Here is a 22661-nt window from a genome sequence, read left to right as displayed (position 1 = left end):
GGAGGGGTTGGGGAGGGGTCTTACGCTGCAACAGTCCCCTCAGTGAGGATGCAAATTACCGCCCGCCGATCACGCCGATATAATCAGACACCCAGCGATGATAGGGCACGCATTCGCTCTGCGTCGTGCATTTGGCGACCGGGGTCTTCCAGAACTTGATCTTGTCGAAGTGATCGAATCCGTTGGTGGCGCAGCCGCTATCGCCCATCAGTTCGTTGCCCTTGCAGGCCGCGGGAACGGAGGGCACGGCGCCGAACCAGGCGGCAGCATCACCCTGGACCTTGGCCTTCAGCGAATGTTCCATCCACATATAGGCGCAGTTCGGATGTTCGCTGTCGGCATGCAGCATGGTGGTGTCGGCCCAGCCGGTGACGCCTTCATCCGGGAAAGTGGAGGCGATCTTCTGCTTGTCGGCCTGCAGCAGGTTCACCTGGAAAGGCCAGGAGCCGGAGGCGACGACGCCTTCGTTCTTGAAGTCGTCGATCTGGATCATCGCGTCATGCCAGTAGCGGGAGACGAGCTTGCGCTGGCCGCGCAACAGGTCGAGGGCGGCCTTGTACTGGTCCTCGTTCAGCTCGTAGGGATCCTTGATGCCGAGATCCGGCTTGTGGGCCATCAGATACATGGCGGCATCGGCGATGTAGATCGCGCCGTCATAGGCCTGGACGCGGCCCTTGTTCGACTTGCCGTCGGGCAGTGTCTGCTCCTCGAAGACGACGTTCCAACTGGTCGGCGCCTTGTCCTTGAAGGCGTCGGCATTGTACATCAGCACGTTCGGCCCCCAGAGATAGGGCACGCCGTAATGCATGTCGCCGACCGTATACCACGGGCCGTTCTGCAGGCGCTCGTCGACGGTCTTGAAGCTCGGGATCAGATCGGTGTTGATCGGCTGGACACGCTTGCCGGCGATGAGGCGGAGCGAGGCGTCGCCCGATGCCGTGACCAAGTCGAAGCCGCCCTCGTTCATCAGCGACACCATTTCATCCGAGGTGGCGGCGGTCTTGACGGAAACCTTGCAGCCGGTCTCCTTTTCGAAATCGGTGACCCAGTCGTATTTCTTGTCGGTTTCGCCGCGTTCGATATAGCCGGCCCAGGCGACAATGCTGACCGCACCTTCGCCCTTGCCCAAGGCCTTCAGCGGTTCGGCGGCGATTACCTGCGTCGCGAAGCTCAGGCAGGCAAGCGCTGCCGTGCAGGATTTCAACAGATCCGTCATCATCCGTCTCCCGGTTTGCCACTTCTGTGGCGGTTTGTTCCCGGATGAAAAGGTGACGCGAAAAAGCCGCTTTCGCAAATTCATTTATCAGAAAGACGGTATCGGAAATTCCGATATCAGCGGATGCGACCGGAGCGCAAGCTTTCGGCGATGCCGACGAAATCGCGCGCCGCCTGCGGCAGGCTGGAGCCCTTGCGCCAGACCATGCCGACCTGGACGACCGGCAGCGAACCGGAGACGTCGCGGCTCTCGATGCGGTCGCCTTCCAGCGACCATGGTCGGTAGACAAGATCGGGAAGCAGGGCCACGCCGGCTCCTGTTGCAACCAGGCTGCGCACGGCCTCCACCGAGCGGGTGCGGAAAGCGACATGCGGGCGGGCGCCGAGTGCCGAGAGCAGCTTGCCGGTATTCTCCTCGATTTCGTCGACCGTCAGCATGATCAGCGGTTCGCGGGCGATGTCGGCGACCGAGATGATGTCGGCCGACACCAGCGGATGGCCCATCGGCAGCCATAGTCGATAGGGCGAGGTTTCGAGGATTTCCGCTTGCAGCGCCATACGGTCGCGCAAGTTGGAAATGACCATCACGGCGACATCCAATTCGCCGCCGACCAGGAGATGTTCGAGGTAACCGCCATTGTCCTCGATGGCGCTGACCTCGATGCCCGGACAGGCGCGCCGGTATCGCGCCAGGAGGTCGGAGAGCACGTAGCCGGCGACAAGCGAGGTGACGCCGATGTTCAGCGTGCCGGAGAGGGCGCTTTGCTGCCCGGAGAAACTGGTCCGTGCATCGGAGACGGAAGCCAGGATCTTCGTCGCGTGACGCAGGAACTGGTGGCCATTATGGGTGATCGTCAGGCCGCGCGGATGACGCTCGAAGAGTTCGACGCCAAGGTCGGTTTCGAGCTCCTTCAGCGCTTCCGTCACCGAGGATTGCGAGATCGAAAGGTTCTGTGCGGCTCGCGTCACCGAACCCTGTTCGGCGACGGCGACGAAATATTGAACCTGGCGAAGTGTGAAGGCCATGGGCGTTTAGAGCATGGCGGAACAGGCCGTGGCAAGCGGTCGGGAATGCGGACCTTTTTTGGTGTTTTCTCAAAATGGCGCAGGCTTCACACGCCCACTTAAACTTTCGGAAACGTCATTTCTTTAGCATTCTCAGCACTTGTCCTGCGTTGGAGTTTCAGATGGCGGAGCAGTTGGCGTGAAGGCCTTACTGCGCATCTTCCGGCCTTCCCGGAAATTGGCAATCATCATCGGTGGAGTCGCTCTTCTGACGGGCGTTTCCGGCGGTGCGGCGGTCTATGTCGGCAAGGACAGGCTGATCGGTGCGGCTGGTGGTGGCTACGGGCTCGAATGCAGTGACGTCAACCTGGTGACGATCCGCAAGCAGGACCATGTCTGGGTGCGCAAATACATCAAGACCGAACCGACCGACGGGATGACGCGGGTCAAGACCGCGCTTCGTGTCGCCCAGGCGGTATATGCCGCGCAGAAGCCAGATCTGGTGCAGGTGGTGGTGCTCGACGAGAACGGCCCGACGTTGCGTGCGGACATTCGCGGCCGGGCAATCGGCGCCGACGTCGTCTATATCCCGCATCCCGACAAGACAGTTCCCGGCCTCGACGACAAGTCCTACACAGCGCGCTACTACGACGGCAAGGCCAGCGAAAACGGGCTGTTCTTCGGCGAGCGGATAGAGATGCCCTCCGACGAGATCGCCATGATCAGCGCCGCTTTCAAGGATCTCGAGGATTGCGTCGACCCGGTCGCGGTCGCCTCGACCAGGAACGAGGAAAAGGGCAAGAAGGCCACGGGCGGCGGGCATGGTGCAGCACCGGCGGCCGAAAGCGAAGCCGCGCCTGCTGCAGAAGGTCACGGCGCCGATGCGGTCGGGGAGGCGCCGGCCGAAGAGCCGCCGGCAGAAGCCTCGCCATCCAAGAGCCACTGAACGGACGGCATGAAAAAAGCGGAGTGCCGGCCGGCCCCCCGCTTTGTTTTTGTGCGCTTCTTCCTGTCAGTCGGCCTTGCTGCGGCGGGCCGGGAAGAGGATGACGTCGCGGATCGACGGCGCATTGGTCAGCAGCATGATGAGACGGTCGACGCCGATGCCGAGGCCACCTGCCGGGGGCATGCCCTGGTCGATGGCGTCGAGGAATTCCTCGTCCAACTGCTTTTCCTTTTCGCCGCGGGCATGCGCCTGTTCGAGCTGCTCGACCATACGGCGGCGCTGCTCTTCGGGATCGTTGAGTTCCGAGAAGGCGTTGCCGAGTTCCCAGGCGTTGCAATAGGTCTCGAAGCGCTCGACGAGGCGCGGTTCGCCCGGCACTTCCTTGGCGAAGGGCGAGATGTCCTTCGGGAAATGCGTCACATGCGACGGCTGGATCAGGGTGGATTCAACCTTTTCCTCGAAGATGAAGGCGAGGCATTCACCCCAGGTCCAATCCTTCTCGACCGCGAAGCCGGCGGCCTTGGCGGCGGCGCGGGCCTCTTCATCGGTCTTGATGGCTCGGAAGTCGATGCCGGTCGCTTCCTTGACGGCGTCGGGCATCGGCACGCGCTTGAACGGACCCTTGAAGGACATGGTCTTGTCGCCGAAGGGGAATTCTGTCGTACCGTGAATGGAGAGCGCCAAGGCTTCGAACAGCCGTTCAACGAGGTCCATGATGTCCTCGTAGTCGGCATAGGCCCAGTAACACTCCATCATGGTGAATTCGGGATTGTGCCGGGTGGAGACGCCTTCGTTACGGAAGTTCCGGTTGATCTCGAAGACCTTGTCTGTCAGCCCTGAGACCAGCGTGCGCTTGAGGAACAGTTCCGGCGCGATGCGCAGGTACATATCGAGCTTTAGCGTGTTGTGATGCGTCTTGAACGGCTCGGCGGTGGCGCCGCCATAGACCGAATGCAGCATCGGCGTCTCGACTTCCATGAAGCCGTCATTTTCCATGAAGCGGCGGATGCCGGAGAGTATCTTCGAGCGCTGCTGGAAGCGGAGCTTCGAATCCTCGTTGGTCATGATGTCGAGATGGCGCTTGCGATACCGCAGTTCGATGTCTGAGAGACCGTGCCACTTCTCGGGCATCGGCAGCAGCGACTTCGTCAGCATGGTGATCGTCTGCGCGTTGATCGTCAGCTCGCCACGCTTGGTGCGGCGTACGATGCCGGTGACGCCGATGATGTCGCCGATGTCGATCATCGGCAGAAGCGCACGGGCTTCTTCCGGAGTCGTGTCCTTGTGACTGAAAATCTGGATTTTGCCGCCGGCATCGTGGATGTCCATGAACATGCCGGTGTTGCGCGACGAGTAGACGCGGCCGGCGACAGTGACGACATCCTGCGTCTCGACGTCAGGTTCCAGGTTCTCATATTTCGCGATAAGCTCGGCATTGGTCATCGTGCGGTGGAAATGCGCCGGATAGACCTCGCCGATCTGCTCGCGCAGCAGCTTCAGCTTCTGGGCGCGCACTTCCGTCGCGTCGGAGGAAAGGGTGTTTTCGGTCTTGTTGTCAGCCATTGTCGAAATCCTCTGACTGGTCTTACTTCGAGCCGACCAGGGCGGCGACCGCCTGCGAGGCGAGCTTCAGGCGCTGACGCACAACGGACCGGCCGAGGATCGCCATGGAATCGAAGAGCGGCAGCGAGCGCGACGAGCCGGACACGGCGACGAAAAGCGGTGAGACCACGACCTTCAGCTTCTTGCCCATGCGGTCGGCGATAGCGCGCAGCTCCGCCTCGATCGTCTCGACATTCCATTCCAGGATCTTTTCGAGATCCGGCTGAACGGTGTTGAGGATCTCCAGGATCTCTTCCGGCGGCGACTTGATCTTGGCGAAGTCGGAAGGCTGCAGGCCAAGATCGGACTTGAGCAGGAAGCCGGCTAGATCGGGCAGCTCGCCGAGCTTGGAAATGCGCGTCTGCGACAGGCGCAGACCTTCCTTCAGGCGGTCGTTTTCCATCGCCCAGGTCAGCACCCGCGCTTGGAACTCCTCTTCGGACAGTTTCTCGCGGATCCAGCGGCCGTTCAGCCAGTCGAGCTTCTGAATGTCGAAGATCGCACCGGCCTTGGAGAGGTTCTCCGGATCGAACTTCTCGGAGAGCTCATCCATCGTCAGGAGCTCTTCGCCCTCGGCGATCTGGATGAAGAACAGGCCGAGGAAGTTCATCAGCGCTTCCGGGATATAGCCGAGCGCGGAGTAATAGGAGATCGAGGTCGGGTTCTTGCGCTTCGACAGCTTCGACTTGTCGGCATTGCGCATCAGCGACAGATGCATGAAGACCGGCTGGTCCCAGTCGAAATAGCGATAGAGAAGGATGTGCTTCGGCACGGACGCCAGCCATTCTTCGCCGCGTGCGACATGGGTGATCTTCATCAGATGGTCGTCGATGACGTTGGCCATATGATAGGTCGGCATGCCGTCGGCCTTGACGAGCACCTGCATGTCGACTGAATCCCAGGGGATGCTGACATCGCCATAGACGCCGTCCGTGAAGTCGCAGGAGCCTTCGGCCGGGATCTTCATGCGGATGACGGTCGTCTCGCCGGCGGCCATACGCGAGGTGACTTCCTCGGCCGTGAGGTTGAGGCAGAGACCATCGTACTTCGGCGGCTTGCCGGCGGCGCGCTGGGTTTCGCGCATCTGCTCCAGCCGCGCGGGCGTGCAGAAACAGCGGAAGGCATGGCCCTTGTCCAGCAATTGCTGTGCGTAAGGCTGGTACATTTCCTTGCGGTCGGACTGGCGATAGGGGCCGTAGGGGCCACCGATATCAGGGCCTTCCTTCCATTCCAGCCCACACCATTTCAGTGCGTCCAACACCTTCGTCTCGAATTCCGGGGTCGAGCGCGTCGCATCGGTATCCTCGATGCGCAGGATGAACTCGCCGCCGTGCTTCTTGGCGAAAAGGTAGTTGAAGAGAGCGATGTAAGCGGTGCCGACATGCGGCTCGCCGGTCGGCGAGGGAGCGATGCGGACGCGGACGCCGGTGGCTGTCCCGGAAACTGTCATTGTATGTGCCCGTCAATGAATGCCGGACGGCTTTCATGGGGAAAGCGACGTTCGGCCGGAAGGATGCAGATAGCTTCATCGGCAAACCGGCCGGAAAAGGGCATGCGCCCGCACTATCCACCGATCGTCCGTTCGGCTGGCCTTAGGCCATATTCAACCGGGCGCGTCAAGAAAAACCACGCCTGCAAAGGCCCGATGGCATTGCGTGAGGGCGCGCCGGTTCCGCCGCGCCCTCCTGCCCAAGCCTCAATGGGCGGCGTCGCGTTTGCGCTTGCGGGCGTTGCGCGCGAACATGTTCAGCACCTCGACCGCCGCCGAGAAGGCCATGGCGGCATAGACGTAGCCCTTCGGCACATGGAAGCCCATGCCTTCGGCGATCAGCGTCGTGCCGATCATCAGCAGGAAGGCGAGCGCCAGCATGACGATCGTCGGGTTCCTCTCGATGAAGTTGGCAAGCGGGGTCGCGGCAACAAGCATGACGGTGACGGCGGCGACGACGGCGACCACCATGATCGGCAGATGCGGCGTCATGCCGACGGCGGTGATGATGCTGTCGACGGAGAAGACGAGGTCGAGCAGCAGGATCTGGCCGATGGCCGATGCAAAGCCTGTCGTGGTCGACTTTGCGATGAAATCTTCCTGATGGTCTTCCGGATCGACGGTGTGATGGATTTCCTTGGTGGCCTTCCAGACGAGGAACAGACCGCCGGCAATCAGGATCAGGTCCTTCCAGGAGAACCCGTGGCCGAAGGCTTCAAACAGCGGTTCGGTCAGTTGCACGATCCAGGCGATGGTGCCGAGCAGGACGAGACGCATGACGAGCGCAAGGCCGATGCCGATCTTGCGGGCCTTCTCGCGGTGCTCGGGCGGCAGTTTGTTGGTGAGAATGGAAATGAAGATCAGGTTGTCGATCCCGAGAACGACTTCCATCACCACCAGCGTGATGAGCGCCACCCAGGCGGCCGGATCCTGAATGAGCGTCATGATTTCCTGCATCAGCATATATCCCCTTTGCGTCACATGAGTAATGACGCTCGCAATGTAATGTCGCCGGCCTGCCAGGCAAGCGCCGCAAGGGGGTATACGAAGCCGATGTGACTTTTATTCCCTAGAACAGGATTTAAGGCCGGGTCGGCCTTAAATTTGAATCCTGTTCTAAATTAAAAAGTTAGAGCATGATGTCCGTCCGAAAACCGCTCGCACTTTTCGGCATCATGCTCTGACCGGCAACCAGATTTCGGTGACGCCCATGCCGGTATAGGGGTCGAAGCGCTCGTCGTAGCGCTCGAACATGTCGGGTGTGTCGCCGTGCTCCAGGCCAGAGGTCGGCCACCATGCGCCAAATATCCGGTTCATGGTCGCCGGAATGCCGGATACGTGGCCGCGATGGACAAAGACGACGTAGCGCTGGCCTGGAAGCTTGAGCGTTGCGAAATCTGCCGGCAGATCGCCGTCATCGGAAATTTCGACCGCGGCCATATAGCGGAATTTCTCCGCTTCGCCGTCGATATGGGTACAGATACCGTAGGCGACATTGCCTTTCTGGCGGGAGATATGACCGAAATGGGCATTGAATTTCTGCCAGAGGGAGGGGATGGCGGCATTGCCGCCATAGGGGTAGGTCTCCTGCAGGCCGGCAAACAGCATCGGTTGAAGGGTTTCGAAGCGGGGCGGTTCGAGGTCGTTGAGGTGGGCGGGGTCCATTCTGATCGGCTCCAGCAAGACAAGGTTACGGGCGTGCCCCTGTCTGCGCACCGCATCCGGCGTCATGCCGAACTGGTCGCGGAAGGCACGGGTGAAGGCCTCGTGCGAGCCGTAGCCCGCGCAAAGCGCAACCTCGAGAATGGTGGATGAACCGCCGACCAACGCCGGCACGGCGCGGCTGAGGCGGCGCCCTCTTATATAGCCGCTGATCGAGTGACCGGTGACGAGCCCGAAGACGCGCGACAAATGGTAGCGCGACAATCCGGCTGCTTCCGATATCTCCTCCAGCGATATATCGCTTTCGAAATGGCTCTCGATGAACCAGATCGCCCGTCCGACGGCGCTCATCCTCATTCTCCTACAGCGCCGCGCCTCTTTTTGAGAGGCGCAAAGGACGCTGTAACACTTTGCAGTGGTCGCGGCTTCTTCCTTAAAGGAAGGCCGGCAGCCGGTTTTGATCTCTATTGCGGAATTTTGGCCGATGGACGGTGGGGGTCAAGGGCGCGGTCGGGCGGTCTCGTGCCGGCGCGCGCCGTAGGCGGCCATGAAGACCCGGATCGCGCCGCGGATGACGCGCTCGATTTCGTCACGCGGCGGCGGCTCTTCCATGCTTCCGAACAGGCGAAGCTTGAAGAAACTACCGCTGGCGAGATCGAGGAACTGGCCGGCGGCGAGATCGATGTCGTCGATCTCAAACCTGCCTTCGGCGATGTGCCGTTCCAGGAAGTCGCGCATGATGGTGCGCAGGTTTTCCGGACCCTTGAAGAAGCGTTGACAGAGCACCGGCATGCGGTCGCGAACGCCGAGAACGGTGCGCATCGCGCTGATGACCTTTTCATCAGTCATATGGGTGACGAAGCTTATCCCGAATTCGTACAGGCCGGCTTCGGGGTCGTCATGTTCGGCAAGCGCCGTGCGCACGGCCGCCACGAAGGAGGCGCGCTCGGTCTCGATCATCGCCGAAAACAATTCTTCCTTGTTGGTGAAATAGACGTAGAGCGTTCCCTTCGAGACTCCGGCCTCGCGCGTCACGTCGTTCATGCTGGCGGCGTCGAAACCCATCTTCATGAAGACGCGCTTGGCGCCGGCGAGGATCTGCTGGCGCTTGGCCGGATCTTCGCCTGCGGCAAATCGGCCTCCGGCAGCGGGAGGACTGAATACGGCGGCGTGGTCGGGTGTCAGCGTCATGTCCCCTTAACCGTGTTGACGGTTTCGCATCTTCTTTAAAAGAAATCGAACCGATTGGTTCTATACATCTTGATATGACGATAAAACAGGTTTAAGTCAACTGAACCGAACCGTTCAGTTCGATTATTTCCTCCAGATCGGTAAATTAGCCATGTCGAGCAACCAGAAGAGCAACGTCGCGCGTATCGTTAGCGAAAACGCCGGGACCGAAGAGGTTAAAGCCGACGTCGCGGCTGTGGAAGCTCCGACGGCGGAAGCCCGCGAAGTTCCCTCTGCTCCCGCGCAGTCGGCGCCGGCTTCTGTCGCCGCACCCGCGGCTGCGAAGAAGCGCCGCAGCCCGGTGCTGCCGATCGTCGTGCTCGCCCTTCTCGCAGGCGGCGGCTGGTATGGTTACGAATGGTGGACGAACGGCCGCTTCATGGTGTCGACCGACGACGCCTATATCGAAGGCGATATCGCAACGATTTCGCCGAAGGTCACGGGCTACGTCGCGAAGGTGAACGTTGTCGCCAACCAGGAAGTCAAAGCGGGCGACGTGCTTGCCACGCTTGATAACGGCGACTACCAGAACGCCCTCGACTTGGCCCAGGCCCAGATCGTCACCGAACAGCTTTCGCTGCAGCGTATCGACGCGCAGATCGAAGGCGCGAATGCGAGCCTCGTGCAGGCGCAGGCGCAGAAGGTGGCACTCGAAGCGGCCGTTCGCGGTGCGGAGATCACCCAGAAGCGCCAGAGCGACCTTCAGGCGAAGTCGGTCGGCACCGCCGCCGATCTCGACAACGCCAATATCGCCCTCGACCAGGCCAAGGCCAATCTTGCCGGCGGCGACGCCAACATCACCGCGGCACAGGCCAACATCACTATTCTCCAGGCTCAGCGCAAGGAAGCCGAAGGCTCGGTCCGTTCGCTGGAAATCTCGCGCGACAAGGCCGTCCGTGACATTTCCTTCACCGTGCTGAAGGCGCCTTATGACGGCATTGTCGGCAACCGCTCCGTCCAGGAAGGCGACCTCGTCTCTCCCGGCCAGCGCCTGATGGCGCTCGTTCCGGTGCGCCAGCTCTACATCGACGCCAATTTCAAGGAAACGCAGATCCAGCATCTGGTGCCGGGCTCGAAGGTTAACGTCCAGGTCGATGCCTATAGCGATCATCCGATCGTCGGCACCGTCGAATCGATCTCGCCGGCTTCCGGCTCGGTCTTTTCGCTGCTGCCGCCGGAAAATGCCACCGGCAACTTTACCAAGGTGATCCAGCGCGTGCCGGTGCGCATCGCGCTGCCGCAGGACGCACTGGACAGCGGGCGTCTGCGCGCGGGCCTGAGCGTCGTCGTTGACGTCGACACACGTACGGCGCCGAGCAAGTAAGCCTTCAGGAAAGGCAGAGGTGATCTGATGGCCGGGAGCGCGACAGCAACGGCGGGGACGATGCCGGCGGCACCCGCCCATGCCGACGAGCGCATGGATCCGAAGAAGCTCATTGCCTTCTTCGCGATGGTGCTCGGCATGTTCATGTCGATCCTCGACATCCAGATCGTCTCGGCCTCGCTTGCCGAAATCCAGGCCGGCCTTTCGGCCGGCAGCGACGAGATCGGCTGGGTGCAGACGTCCTATCTGATCGCCGAAGTGATCATGATCCCGCTTTCGGGCACGCTGGCACGCATCATCTCGACGCGTTATCTTTTCGCGATCTCGGCCGCCGGCTTCACCATGGCGAGCGCGCTTGCCGCGACGGCGACGAATATCGACCAGATGATCGTCTACCGGGTCATCCAAGGCTTCATCGGCGGCGGCATGATCCCGTCGGTGTTCGCGGCAGCCTTCACCATCTTCCCGCCGTCGAAGCGCAGCATCGTCTCGCCGATCATCGGCTTGATCGCAACACTGGCGCCGACCATCGGCCCGACCGTCGGCGGTTATCTCAGCCATGCCTTTTCCTGGCACTGGCTGTTCCTCGTCAACATCGTGCCCGGCATCATCGTCACGATCGTCACCTGGAACTTCATCGATTTCGACAAGCCGGAACTGTCCCTCTTCAAGAAGTTCGACTGGTGGGGTCTGATCTCGATGGGCGTCTTCCTCGGCGCGCTGGAATATGTGCTCGAAGAGGGCAATTCGAACGACTGGTTCAACGACAGTTTCATCACCATCGCAGCGGTTGCCTCCGGCGTTGCGGCCATCGTCTTCTTCTATCGCGCCTTCACGGTGGATTTCCCCGTCGTCGACCTCAAGGCCTTTTCGAACCGGAATTTCTCCTTCGGCTCGGTGTTTTCCTTCGTCATGGGCATCGGCCTCTATGGTCTCACCTATATCTATCCGGTCTATCTCGGGCGCATCCGTGGCTATGATTCACTGATGATCGGCGAGACGATGTTCGTCTCGGGGCTTGCGATGTTCTTCACCGCGCCGATCGCCGGGCGGCTGTCGACCAAGATGGATCTGCGGCTGATGATGGTGATCGGCTTCGTCAGCTTCGCCGCCGGCACCTTCATCATGATGCATCTGACGGCGGATTGGGATTTCTACGAGCTCTTCATCCCGCAGATCCTGCGCGGCTTCGGGCTGATGATGTGCATGGTGCCGATCAACAATATCGCGCTCGGCACGATGCCGCCCGCGCGCATCCGCGGCGCGTCCGGCCTGTTCAATCTGACCAGAAACCTCGGCGGCGCCGTCGGCCTTGCCGTCATCAATACCGTGCTGACCAACCGGCAGGACGTGCACTACGAGCGGCTGCGGGAGAATATGGACTGGGGCAATCCGGCGGCGATCGACCAGATGAACAACATGGCCGCCAATTTCAACAGTTACGGCATGGATGGCGCTTCGGTGGCGATCAAGCAGATGGTCGGCCTTGCCACCACGCAGGCAGTCATCCTCTCCTTCAGCGACGTGTTCCTGATCCTGACGGTGCTTTTTTTGGCAATGATACTCGGTGTCGCCATGATCAAGAAACCCGCGCCGCAAGGCGGGGGAGGTGGCGGCGGCCACTGACCTCCGGCCAGCCGCCCCTTGAAAAGGCCCTCTTCGGAGGGCCTTTTTGTTGCTGTTTTGCAGCCGCTGTGCCATCACGCGGATGGTCTCCGCTCCGATTGGTCCGAATCGGGTAGCCAATGCCGGAAAAATCATGCGGAAATCGGCCTGTTCGATTTTTTGATTTACGTACATCAAAATTGGCGCTAATGGTCTCGTCAGGAGGAATGATGAGGCCAACTGTTCACGATATCGCCGCCGCTGCCGGTGTCAGTCTCGCGACTGTCGACCGGGTTCTCAACCAGCGTCCCGGTGTGCGCCACGTCACGCGGGAAAGGGTCGAGACCGCGATCCGCGAGCTCGGTTACGTCAGAGACGTCGCCGCCGCCAATCTTGCCAAGGGGCGCACCTATCCGCTGGTCTTCATCCTCCCGGCCAGCGACAATTCCTTCATGCACGGGCTCAATGCCGAGATCCGCCAGGCAGTCCTCCGTTCGCCAGCCGAGCGCACCGATATCCGCACCATCGAGGTGCCGGCTTTCGATCCGGCCGCTCTCGTCTCCGTGCTGGAAGGGCTCGCCCGGGAAAAGCCCTGCGGCATCGCGCTGGTTGCGACCGATGCGCCTGACGTGCGCGCCGCCGTCGACAGGCTGGTGCGCGAGCGCTTTCCCATCGTCACCCTGGTTTCCGATCTCACGGGCTCGCTGCGCCATCACTATGCAGGCGTCGACAATATCGCCGCCGGCCGCACGGCCGCCCGTCTGCTCGGACGATTCCTCGGGCCGCGAAAAGGCGAAATCGCCGTGCTCGCCGGCTCCATGCTGGTGCGTGACCATCGCGAGCGGCTGGAGGGCTTCACCGCTGTCATGGCCGAGGAATTTCCTGATCTGGCGATCCTGCCGGTTCTCGAAGGCCGCGACGATCCCGAGATCGCCCATATGCTCGTTGCCGACGCGCTCGCCAGGAATGCCGGCATCATCGGCGTCTACAGCCTCGGCGCCGGCAATCGCGGCCTGATCCGGGCGTTGAAGGAAAAGGCCGTCGACCGCGTGCTGACCGTAATTGCCCACGAACTGACCGCCCACACGCGCGCAGCACTGATCGACAATACGATCGATGCGATCCTCAATCAGGATGCCGGCCATGAGGTGCGCAGCGCGATCCGCGTGCTGAAAGCCAAGGCGGACGGGCTTGCCGTCATCGAAGCGCAGGAGCGCATCCGCCTCGACATATTCCTGAAAGACAATCTGCCGTAACGGCAAAGGGAGAAACACCACATGTATCTGGGTCTCGATCTCGGAACCTCCGGCGTCAAGGCGATGCTGATCGACGGTGATCAGAAGATCGTCGGCTCGGCCAACGGTTCGCTCGACGTCTCGCGTCCGCATTCCGGCTGGTCGGAGCAGGAGCCCGCCCACTGGGTGCGCGCCACGGAGGAGGCCGTTGCCGGCCTCAAGGCAAAACATCCGAAGGAGCTTGCCGCGGTCAAGGGCATCGGCCTTTCCGGCCAGATGCATGGCGCAACGCTCATCGATGCGACCGACAAGGTGCTGCGCCCGTGTATCCTCTGGAACGATACGCGCAGCTACGTCGAGGCCGCGGCACTCGATGCCGATCCGCGTTTCCGCGCGCTCACCGGCAACATCGTCTTCCCCGGCTTCACGGCACCGAAGCTCGCCTGGGTCGAGAAGCATGAGCCCGATGTCTTCGCCAAGATCGCCAAGGTGCTGTTGCCGAAGGACTATCTGCGTCTTTGGCTGACCGGCGAATATATCTCGGAAATGTCGGATTCTGCCGGCACCTCCTGGCTGGACACCGGCAAGCGCGCCTGGTCCTCCGAACTGCTGGCCGCCACCAACCTTTCCGAGGAGCAGATGCCGGCGCTCGTCGAAGGCACCGAACAGGCCGGCAAGCTGCGGTCCGAACTAGCGGGGCAATGGGGCATTTCCGGTGATGTCGTCGTTGCCGGCGGTGCCGGCGACAATGCGGCCTCGGCCTGCGGCATGGGCACGGTCAGCGATGGTGCTGCCTTCGTCTCGCTCGGCACCTCGGGCGTGCTTTTTGCCGCCAACGCTTCCTATTTGCCGAAGCCGGAAAGCGCCGTGCATGCCTTCTGCCACGCGCTGCCGAACACCTGGCACCAGATGGGCGTCATCCTCTCGGCGACCGATGCGCTGAACTGGCATTCCGGTGTCACCGGCAAGTCGGCCGCCGATCTCACCGGCGAACTCGGCGAGATGCTGAAGGCGCCCACCGGTGTCACCTTCCTGCCCTATCTCTCCGGCGAGCGCACGCCGCACAATGATGCTGTCATCCGCGGCGCCTTCATCGGCCTCGAACATGAAAGCAGCCGTGTCGTTCTTACCCAGGCGGTGCTCGAAGGTGTCGCCTTCGCCATCCGCGACAATCTCGAAGCGCTGCGTTCGGCCGGCACCGGCATATCCCGCGTGACGGCGATCGGTGGTGGTTCGCGCTCGCGTTACTGGCTGGCGTCGATCGCGACCGCACTCGGCGTTCCGGTCGACCTCCCGGCCGACGGCGATTTCGGCGCGGCCTTCGGCGCCGCCCGCCTCGGGCTGATCGCAGCAACGGGCGCGGATCCGATTGCCGTCTGCACGCCGCCGGTGACGGCCGGGACGATCGAGCCGGCGTCGGCACTGAGCGGCGCTTATGAGGATGCCTACAAGCGTTATCGGGCACTTTACCCGGCGATCAAGTCGCTGGCGCATTGAGAGCTGGAGCCCAGCGGCCCCCTCATCCGCCTGCCGGCACCTTCTCCCCGCTGGGGAGAAGAGACTCGCGGCGAGGCCTCATTCCCCTTCTCCCCTCGGGGAGAAGGTGGCCCGAAGGGTCGGATGAGGGGGCTGGATGGCACGAACAACAACACTGAACTGCGAACCCAAGGAGAACCAATATGAGCACCGGATTTTTCGGCGATATCCAGAAAGTAAAATACGAAGGCCCCGACAGCACCAATCCGCTGGCCTTCCGCCATTACCAGCCGGACGAGATCGTCATGGGCAAGCGGATGGAAGACCATCTGCGCTTTGCCGTGGCCTATTGGCACACTTTCACCTGGCCGGGCGGCGATCCCTTCGGCGGCCAGACTTTCCTGCGTCCCTGGTTCGAGGATACGATGAAGGCCGCCAAGCTCAAGGCCGACGTCGCCTTCGAATTCTTCTCGCTGCTCGGCTCGCCCTATTACTGCTTCCATGACGCCGACGTGCGTCCCGAAGGCAAGACTTTCGCCGAGAACACCAAAAACCTCAACGAGATCGTCGATTATTTCGCCGAGAAGCAGGCTGCAACCGGCACCAAGCTGCTCTGGGGCACGGCGAACCTCTTCTCCCACCGCCGCTATATGTCGGGCGCCGCGACCAATCCGGATCCTGACGTCTTCGCTTTTGCAGCCGCGACGGTAAAGACCTGCATCGATGCCACGCAGAAGCTCGGCGGCGAAAACTACGTGCTCTGGGGCGGCCGCGAAGGTTACGAGACGCTGCTCAACACCGATATTGGCCGCGAGCTCGACCAACTCGGCCGCTTCCTCAACCTCGTCGTCGAATACAAGCACAAGATCGGCTACAAGGGCACGATCCTGATCGAGCCGAAGCCGCAGGAGCCGACCAAGCACCAGTATGACTATGACGTCGCGACCGTCTATGGCTTCCTCAAGAAGCACGGCCTTGAAAACGAGGTGAAGCTCAATATCGAGCAGGGCCACGCGATCCTTGCCGGCCACTCCTTCGAGCACGAGCTGGCGCTTGCCAATGCGCTCGGCATCTTCGGCTCGATCGACATGAACCGCAACGATTACCAGTCCGGCTGGGATACCGACCAGTTCCCGAACAATGTTCCCGAAATGGCGCTCGCCTATTACCATGTTCTGGCTGGTGGCGGCTTCAAGACCGGCGGCACCAACTTCGACTCGAAGCTGCGCCGCCAGTCTCTCGACCCGGCGGATCTGCTGATCGGCCATATCGGCGGCATGGATTGCTGCGCTCGCGGCATGAAGGCCGCTGCCAAGATGATCGAGGACAAGGCTCTGTCGCAGCCGCTCGCCGATCGTTATGCCGGCTGGGAATCTGCCGAGGCGCAGAAGCTCTTCCGCGGCGAATATTCGCTGGATGAGATCAGCCACTATGTCGAGAGCCACGACGTCAACCCGCAGCCGCGGTCGGGCAAGCAGGAACTGCTGGAGAACGTCGTCAACCGTTACGTCTGATAAAGCACGCCGGCGGTCATCGGCCGCCGGCGTAACTCTTCTGACGGGCACCGGCGGGAAGTCCTCAGCCTGTGTTGGCTCAGCGTTTCGACCAGTTGCGCGACGGCGCTGAGACGGAGTTTCGAACCACCAGATCCGGCCGCAGCAGGATTTCCGTTTCGGTCGGTCGTCCATCGGACAGGAGTTCCAGCAGCAGCGCCATCGCCTGCTTGCCGATCGCCGTTCTCGGCTGGCGGATCGTGGTCAACGGTGGGGATATGAAGACGGCCTGCGGCACGTCGTCGAAACCGGTCACCGAGAAATCCCGCGGGATGTCGTAGCCTCGCGCGCCGAGGCCGACCATGACGCCGATCGCCGTCTGGTCGTTGACGCACATGAAGGCGGTTGGAAGCGTGTCGCGCATGAAAAGCTGTTCGACCGCATGCCGCCCGCTTTCGATCGTGCCGTCACCTTCGAGCACGATCCTGGTGTCGGGCGGGATGCCGGCGGCATCGAGACCGGCATCGTAACCCATACGGCGCCTGGTATAGGCAAGCCGGGTGCGCGAATCGCCGATGAAGGCGATCTTGCGATGCCCTTCGGCCAGCAGCAGATCCACCGCCTTTCGCGCGCCTTCGGTATCGTCGACGCCGACATAGGGAATGCCGCCGTTGAACACGGGCTCGAAAACGCCGACGCTCGGCGGCAGCCGCGCGGTCATCGTCTGATGCCCGAAGGGCAGGATGCCGGTGAAGAGGATCAGCCCGGCAGCCTGGTTGGAATTTAAGAATTTCAGATATTCGAGGCCGCGCTGGGCGTCGTTCTGCGTGTGGCCGATCAGGATGCCGTAGCCGTGCGCGCGCGCTTCGTTCTCCAGCCCGACGAGAATGTTGGAGAAATTGGGATCGCCGATATCGGGCGCCACGACAAGGATCATGTTGGAGCGGCCGAGCCTCAGGCTGCGCGCCATGGCATTGGTCGTATAGCCGGTGATGGCGATCGCCTGGTTGACCTTGAGGCGCGTGGAGTTGGCGACCTTCTCCGGCATGTGGATTGCCCGGGAAACCGTCGCGATGGAGACCTCGGCGATCCGGGCGACGTCTTCGATGGTTGCGGGCGTGGAATTCGACACTGAGCTCTGCCTTGGGCTGTCTTCGCCGCGACACTACACAGACTTGTCGAGAGGTCAAAGGCGGGCTTCAACTGATCTGTGTAAATCAACGATGTAAACCTTTACACGATGTATGTAAAGGTTTACATAAGGCGTCAGAGCGGACGGGGAGCCGCTTTGGGGAGGGCCAGATGACCGTGGAGACCGCCGACACCGCACCCGTGGTGCTGTCCGCCAGGCGCATATGCAAATCCTTCAGTGGAGTGCAGGTCCTCTTCAGTGTGAACTTCGATCTCCGCGCCGGCGAAATCCATGCACTCATGGGTGAAAATGGCGCCGGCAAGTCCACGCTTGTCAAGGTTTTGTCCGGTTTCGAGCAGCCCAGCTCCGGCGAAATCCTGCTCGACGGCAAGCCCGTCGTCCTGCCGCCCAACGGCGCCGCCGAGGCACTCGGCATCGTCATCATTCACCAGGAATTCAACCTCGCCGAACATCTGACCGTGACAGAGAGCCTTTTTCTCGGGCGCGAAGTCACGCGCTTCGGCGTGCTTGACCGCAAATATATGCGGTCGGAGACCCGCAAGGTTCTCGACGTGCTCGGTTCGCATGTCGATGAGAATGCGCTGATCAGCACGCTTTCCATCGCCGACAAGCAGATGGTCGAAATCGCCAAGGCAATCAGCCGCGACGCGCGGGTCGTGTTCATGGACGAGCCGACCGCGGTGCTGTCGCGGGAAGAGACCAGTATGCTGTTCAAGCAGGTTCGCAAGCTGCGCGACCAGGGTACGAGCTTCGTCTTCGTGTCCCACAAGCTCGACGAGGTGATGGAGTTGACCGACCGCGTCACCGTGCTGCGTGATGGCCAGTGGATCAAGACATCGCCGACGTCCATTCTGGACGGGGAATCGATCGCACAGTTGATGGTCGGTCGCGAACTTTCCAGCCTCTATCCCGCCAAGGTCGAGCCTGATGTCGACGAGGAAATCGTCCTCAGCGTCGCCTCGGTGTCGACGGGCTATGTGAAGGATGCGAGCTTCGAGGTGCGCAAGGGCGAGATCATCGGTTTTTCAGGCATGATCGGCTCTGGTCGCACCGAGCTGATGGAAGCGATCGCCGGGTTGCGGACCCGTCTCGAGGGCGAGGTGGTCATCAAGGGGGAAACGGTTCCCTCCGGCGACGTGCATGCCGCCAATCGCTGCGGGCTCGCCTATATGACCAAGGACCGCAAGTCGAAAGGCCTGCTGCTGCGCTCCGGCATGGTGACCAATCTGACACTGCAATCGCTCGGAAGGCATGCTCGTCACGGCTATCTCAGCCCGGGCAGCGAGGCGGCCGCGATGGCAAAGGCCAAGCGCCGTTTCGATATCAGGGTTCGCGACGGCAATATCGTCGCCGGCCGCATGTCGGGCGGGAACCAGCAGAAGCTGCTGCTCGCCAAGGTCATGGAGACCGAGCCACAGATCATCATCATCGACGAGCCGACGCGCGGCATCGATGTCGGCACCAAGCAGCAGATCTATCATTTCATCTCGGCACTCGCCCGGGACGGCCGGTCGATCATCGTCGTGTCGTCGGAGATGCCGGAGGTCATCGGCCTCTGCACCAGAGTGGCGGTGATGCGCGAAGGGCGTATCGTCGGCGTGCTCGAGGGTGACGAGATTTCCGAGCAGGAGATCATGCGTTACGCCGCCGGGCTCAAGAAGAAGGCGGCCGCCTGAGGGCTGAAGCAGGCTTCGCCGATCAGGACGACAGATAAGATGCCCAGAAAATATGGGGCGGGAGGTTGGTTTTGGAAATGAGTGTCAACGAGGAGACCAGGGAAATCCGGCGCCGATCCTGGCGGGATGTCGACCTGCGTGCGGTCGCGCCTTTTGTCGCCCTGGCACTGCTCCTGATCGTCGGAGCCCTGGTCAATCCTAATTTCATCGGCATCACCAACCTTGCCAATGTCGCGACACGCAGCGCCTTCATCGCTATCATCGCGGTCGGTGCGACCTTCGTGATTTCTGCCGGCGATCTCGACCTGTCGGTGGGCTCGATGGTGGCCTTCGTCGCCAGCCTGATGATCCTGCTGATGAATTCTGGCGCAATCGAAAACCCGGCCTTGATGCTCGTGGTCGCGGCCGTCTTCACGATCGTCGCCGGCGCGCTTTGCGGTCTGGCAAACGGCCTGATCACGACCGTCGGCAGGATCGAGCCATTCATCGCGACGCTCGGCACGATGGGCATCTATCGCGGCCTGACGACATGGCTGTCGCAGGGCGGCGCGATCACGCTTCGCTCCGCCGATATCCAGACGCTCTATCGCCCTGCTTATTTCGGCAATGTCGCCGGCATACCGGTGCCGATCGTGGTGATCCTGGCAGTGACGGCGGTTGCGGCATTCATCCTCTACCGCACCCGCTACGGGCGCCACGTCGTCGCTGTGGGATCAAACAGCGATGTCGCCCGCTATTCAGGTATCGCGGTCAATCGCGTCAGGACGATCGCCTTCGTCATCCAGGGGCTGTGCGTCGCCATTGCCGTGCTGCTCTATGTTCCCCGTCTCGGCTCGACGTCTGCGACGACGGGTATCCTGTGGGAGTTGCAGGCGATCACGGCCGTCGTCGTCGGCGGCACGGCGCTCAAGGGCGGCGCGGGCAGGGTCTGGGGCACGATCTGCGGCGCCTTCATCCTCGAACTGGTCGGCAACATCATGCTGCTTTCGAATTTCATCAGCGAATATCTGATCGGCGCTATCCAGGGTGCGATCATCATCATCGCGATGTTCGTCCAGCGCTCGCTGGTGCGCAAATCATGAATTGGCAAATTATGAGTTGACCGGGCTTGCAATTGGCCGGGGTTACAATTGATCGGGCTTACAGGGCGTCCGGTCCCGTATGGAAAAGTCCCTGAAGTTATTGGGAGGAAATAGAATGCGTAAATTGATGTTGGGCCTGGCGGTTGCGGCGGTGACGTTCGCCGGTGCCGCTCACGCCCAGGATAAGAAATTCACGATCGGCGTATCCATTCCGGCCGCCGACCACGGTTGGACGTCGGGCGTGGTGTTCCATGCCGAACGTGTCGCCAAGCTGCTGATGGCCGAACATCCCGGTCTCAATGTCATCGTCAAGACCTCGCCGGACGCCGCCAGCCAGGCCAACGCCGTACAGGATCTCGATACGCAGGGCATCGACGCTCTCGTCATCCTGCCGTCGGATCCGGATCCGCTCGTCAACGCCATCAAGGAAGTCAAGGGCAAGGGCAAGTTCGTCGCCCTCGTCGACCGCGCACCGAGCAACAACGACAATTCCGTGCGCGACCTCTATGTCGCCGGCAACAACCCGGCTCTCGGCGAAGTCGCCGGCAAGTACATCAAGGACACGACGCCGGACGCTGAAGTGGTCATCATCCGCGGTCTGCCGATCCCGATCGACCAGCAGCGCCAGGACGGCTTCGACAAGGGCATTGCCGGCTCGAACGTCAAGGTTCTGGACCGCCAGTACGGCAACTGGAACCGCGACGATGCCTTCAAGGTCATGCAGGATTACCTGACCAAGTACCAGAAGTTCGACGTCGTATGGTGCCAGGATGATGACATGGCTGTCGGCGTTCTGCAGGCGATCGAGCAGGCCAAGCGCACCGACATCAAGTATGTCGTCGCCGGTGCTGGCTCCAAGGACATGGTCAAGAAGGTCATGGACGGCGATAAGCTGATCCCGGTCGACGTTCTCTATCCGCCGGCAATGGTCGGCACGGCGATGGAGCTGACGGCGGCGGCACTTTACGATCAGGTCCCGGTTCATGGCAGCTACATTCTCGATGCGACGCTCATCACCAAGGAGAATGCCAAGGACTTCTATTTCCCGGATTCGCCGTTCTGATCCATCGACTTGAGACATGCGCCCATTCGAAAGGATGGGCGCATTTTTTATGCTTCCATACAGTGGCTGGCCGAAAATGCTGCACGTACCTCTTGCCCGTCAAAGCCCATCATGATTAGCTCGCAGCCATATCGCATTTGGCCTCGCGCCAAATCACGAGCCAAGGGCGAGGAGGCACCTTGCTCCCGCCAAATAGCGTGTTACAACATCTCAGAAACGTTTACGGTCGATATTCAGGGAGGAATCTGACATGAAGACGATCAAAGGCCCCGGCCTTTTCCTTGGCCAGTTCGCGGGCGATACTGCTCCTTTCAACTCGTGGGACGCGATCACCAAATGGGCGGCCGACATCGGTTACAAGGGCGTCCAGGTGCCGACCTGGGCCAGCCAGCTGATCGATCTGAAGAAGGCTGCCACGTCCAAGGATTATTGCGACGAGTTCGCCGGCAAGGCCCGCGAAAACGGCATAGAGATCACTGAACTCTCCACCCATCTGCAAGGCCAGCTCGTCGCCGTTCATCCGGCCTATGACGAAGCCTTCGACGGGTTCGCGGCACCGGAGGTGCGCGGCAATCCGAAGGCGCGTCAGGAATGGGCGGTCGAGCAGGTCAAGATGGCGCTGACGGCATCCAAAAACCTCGGGCTCAAGGCGCATGCGACCTTCTCCGGCGCGCTTGCCTGGCCCTTCATCTATCCCTGGCCGCAGCGTCCTGCCGGTCTGGTCGAGACTGCCTTCGACGAACTCGCCCGTCGCTGGACGCCGATCCTCAACCATGCGGACGAGAACGGTATCGACGTCTGCTACGAGATCCACCCGGGCGAGGACCTGCATGACGGCATCACCTTCGAGATGTTCCTGGAGCGGGTGAAGAACCATCCGCGCGCCAACATGCTCTACGATCCCTCGCACTACGTCCTGCAGTGCCTCGATTATCTCGACAACATCGACATCTACAAGGACCGCATCAAGATGTTCCACGTCAAGGATGCGGAGTTCAATCCGACCGGGCGCCAGGGCGTCTACGGTGGCTATCAAGGTTGGGTCGAACGCGCCGGCCGGTTCCGTTCGCTCGGCGACGGCCAGGTCGATTTCGGCGCGGTGTTCTCGAAGATGACGGCGAATAATTTCGACGGCTGGGCCGTGGTCGAATGGGAATGCGCGCTGAAGCATCCGGAAGACGGCGCCCGCGAAGGCGCGGAATTCGTTGCCGCCCATATCATCCGCGTCACGGAAAAGGCCTTCGACGATTTCGCCGGCAGCGGCACCGACCAGGCGGCGAACCGGCGGATGCTAGGGCTTTAGGCTTTCATTTCCCTTCTCCCCAGCGGGGAGAAGATGCCCGTCAGGGCAGATGAGGGGGATGAGGAGCGATAGCGACGAATGCCTTGAGCGACAAGCGAAAGG

At 61.5% G+C, this 22661-nt stretch carries 18 protein-coding genes; 10 read left to right on the top strand and 8 right to left on the bottom strand.

What is annotated here, in order from left to right; all coding sequences use genetic code 11:
- Nucleotides 1-55: 55 nt before the first annotated feature.
- A complete protein-coding gene (locus B5P46_RS13140; protein WP_129419076.1) occupies nucleotides 56-1216 on the bottom strand; it encodes an ABC transporter substrate-binding protein in 1161 nt (386 codons plus the stop codon).
- A gap of 116 nt (nucleotides 1217-1332) precedes the next feature.
- Nucleotides 1333-2241, bottom strand: coding sequence for a LysR family transcriptional regulator (locus B5P46_RS13135; RefSeq protein WP_003566676.1), 909 nt, complete (start codon nucleotides 2239-2241; stop codon nucleotides 1333-1335).
- 178 nt (nucleotides 2242-2419) lie between these two features.
- Between B5P46_RS13135 and B5P46_RS13130 the strand changes: the two genes are divergently transcribed.
- Entirely contained in the window at nucleotides 2420-3166 is a 747-nt protein-coding gene (locus B5P46_RS13130; RefSeq protein ID WP_129419027.1) for a hypothetical protein, read from the top strand.
- 66 nt (nucleotides 3167-3232) lie between these two features.
- Here B5P46_RS13130 and lysS read toward each other — a convergent pair whose 3' ends face one another.
- The 5 genes from lysS to B5P46_RS13105 form a co-directional block, all read right to left on the bottom strand.
- Nucleotides 3233-4729 carry a lysine--tRNA ligase gene (gene lysS, locus B5P46_RS13125; RefSeq protein WP_129419026.1) on the bottom strand — a complete coding sequence of 499 codons (1497 nt, stop codon included), beginning with the start codon at nucleotides 4727-4729 and terminating at the stop codon, nucleotides 3233-3235.
- A gap of 22 nt (nucleotides 4730-4751) precedes the next feature.
- Nucleotides 4752-6218 carry a glutamate--tRNA ligase gene (gene gltX, locus B5P46_RS13120; RefSeq protein ID WP_129419025.1) on the bottom strand — a complete coding sequence of 489 codons (1467 nt, stop codon included), beginning with the start codon at nucleotides 6216-6218 and terminating at the stop codon, nucleotides 4752-4754.
- 246 nt (nucleotides 6219-6464) lie between these two features.
- Complete coding sequence (locus tag B5P46_RS13115) at nucleotides 6465-7214, bottom strand: TerC family protein (protein WP_129419024.1); 750 nt, start codon at nucleotides 7212-7214, stop codon at nucleotides 6465-6467.
- A gap of 216 nt (nucleotides 7215-7430) precedes the next feature.
- Nucleotides 7431-8270, bottom strand: coding sequence for an AraC family transcriptional regulator (locus tag B5P46_RS13110; RefSeq protein ID WP_129419023.1), 840 nt, complete (start codon nucleotides 8268-8270; stop codon nucleotides 7431-7433).
- Between the two features lie 147 nt (nucleotides 8271-8417).
- Entirely contained in the window at nucleotides 8418-9110 is a 693-nt protein-coding gene (locus B5P46_RS13105) for a TetR/AcrR family transcriptional regulator (protein ID WP_129419022.1), read from the bottom strand.
- A 151-nt stretch (nucleotides 9111-9261) separates the two neighbouring features.
- Here B5P46_RS13105 and B5P46_RS13100 point away from each other — a divergent pair, with 151 nt between their 5' ends.
- The 5 genes from B5P46_RS13100 to xylA all read left to right on the top strand — a co-directional run bounded on the left by B5P46_RS13100 (nucleotide 9262) and on the right by xylA (nucleotide 16303).
- Nucleotides 9262-10473, top strand: coding sequence for an HlyD family secretion protein (locus B5P46_RS13100; protein WP_129419021.1), 1212 nt, complete (start codon nucleotides 9262-9264; stop codon nucleotides 10471-10473).
- 27 nt (nucleotides 10474-10500) lie between these two features.
- A complete protein-coding gene (locus B5P46_RS13095) occupies nucleotides 10501-12099 on the top strand; it encodes a DHA2 family efflux MFS transporter permease subunit (RefSeq protein WP_129419020.1) in 1599 nt (532 codons plus the stop codon).
- Nucleotides 12100-12308: 209 nt separating this feature from the next.
- Complete coding sequence (locus B5P46_RS13090) at nucleotides 12309-13334, top strand: LacI family DNA-binding transcriptional regulator (RefSeq protein ID WP_129419075.1); 1026 nt, start codon at nucleotides 12309-12311, stop codon at nucleotides 13332-13334.
- A 21-nt stretch (nucleotides 13335-13355) separates the two neighbouring features.
- Entirely contained in the window at nucleotides 13356-14810 is a 1455-nt protein-coding gene (xylB, locus tag B5P46_RS13085) for a xylulokinase (RefSeq protein ID WP_129419019.1), read from the top strand.
- Nucleotides 14811-14992: 182 nt separating this feature from the next.
- Entirely contained in the window at nucleotides 14993-16303 is a 1311-nt protein-coding gene (gene xylA / locus B5P46_RS13080; RefSeq protein WP_129419018.1) for a xylose isomerase, read from the top strand.
- Between the two features lie 79 nt (nucleotides 16304-16382).
- On the opposite strand, the gene B5P46_RS13075 is transcribed toward xylA, so the two are convergent.
- Entirely contained in the window at nucleotides 16383-17414 is a 1032-nt protein-coding gene (locus B5P46_RS13075) for a LacI family DNA-binding transcriptional regulator (RefSeq protein WP_011653577.1), read from the bottom strand.
- 170 nt (nucleotides 17415-17584) lie between these two features.
- On the opposite strand from B5P46_RS13075, the gene B5P46_RS13070 reads away from it, so the two are divergent.
- The 4 genes from B5P46_RS13070 to B5P46_RS13055 all read left to right on the top strand — a co-directional run bounded on the left by B5P46_RS13070 (nucleotide 17585) and on the right by B5P46_RS13055 (nucleotide 22559).
- Complete coding sequence (locus tag B5P46_RS13070) at nucleotides 17585-19111, top strand: sugar ABC transporter ATP-binding protein (RefSeq protein ID WP_129419017.1); 1527 nt, start codon at nucleotides 17585-17587, stop codon at nucleotides 19109-19111.
- A gap of 77 nt (nucleotides 19112-19188) precedes the next feature.
- Nucleotides 19189-20193 (top strand): ABC transporter permease, encoded by a 1005-nt coding sequence (locus tag B5P46_RS13065; protein WP_129419016.1) that lies wholly within the window; start codon nucleotides 19189-19191, stop codon nucleotides 20191-20193.
- A gap of 115 nt (nucleotides 20194-20308) precedes the next feature.
- Complete coding sequence (locus tag B5P46_RS13060; protein WP_129419015.1) at nucleotides 20309-21256, top strand: substrate-binding domain-containing protein; 948 nt, start codon at nucleotides 20309-20311, stop codon at nucleotides 21254-21256.
- 250 nt (nucleotides 21257-21506) lie between these two features.
- Complete coding sequence (locus tag B5P46_RS13055) at nucleotides 21507-22559, top strand: sugar phosphate isomerase/epimerase family protein (RefSeq protein ID WP_012759029.1); 1053 nt, start codon at nucleotides 21507-21509, stop codon at nucleotides 22557-22559.
- Nucleotides 22560-22661: the final 102 nt, after the last annotated feature.

The organism is Rhizobium leguminosarum (assembly GCF_004123835.1).
GTDB classification, from domain to species: domain Bacteria; phylum Pseudomonadota; class Alphaproteobacteria; order Rhizobiales; family Rhizobiaceae; genus Rhizobium; species Rhizobium leguminosarum_M.
The sequence above is the reverse complement of the archived record's forward strand: the minus strand, read 5'-3'. Positions and strand labels throughout refer to the sequence as shown.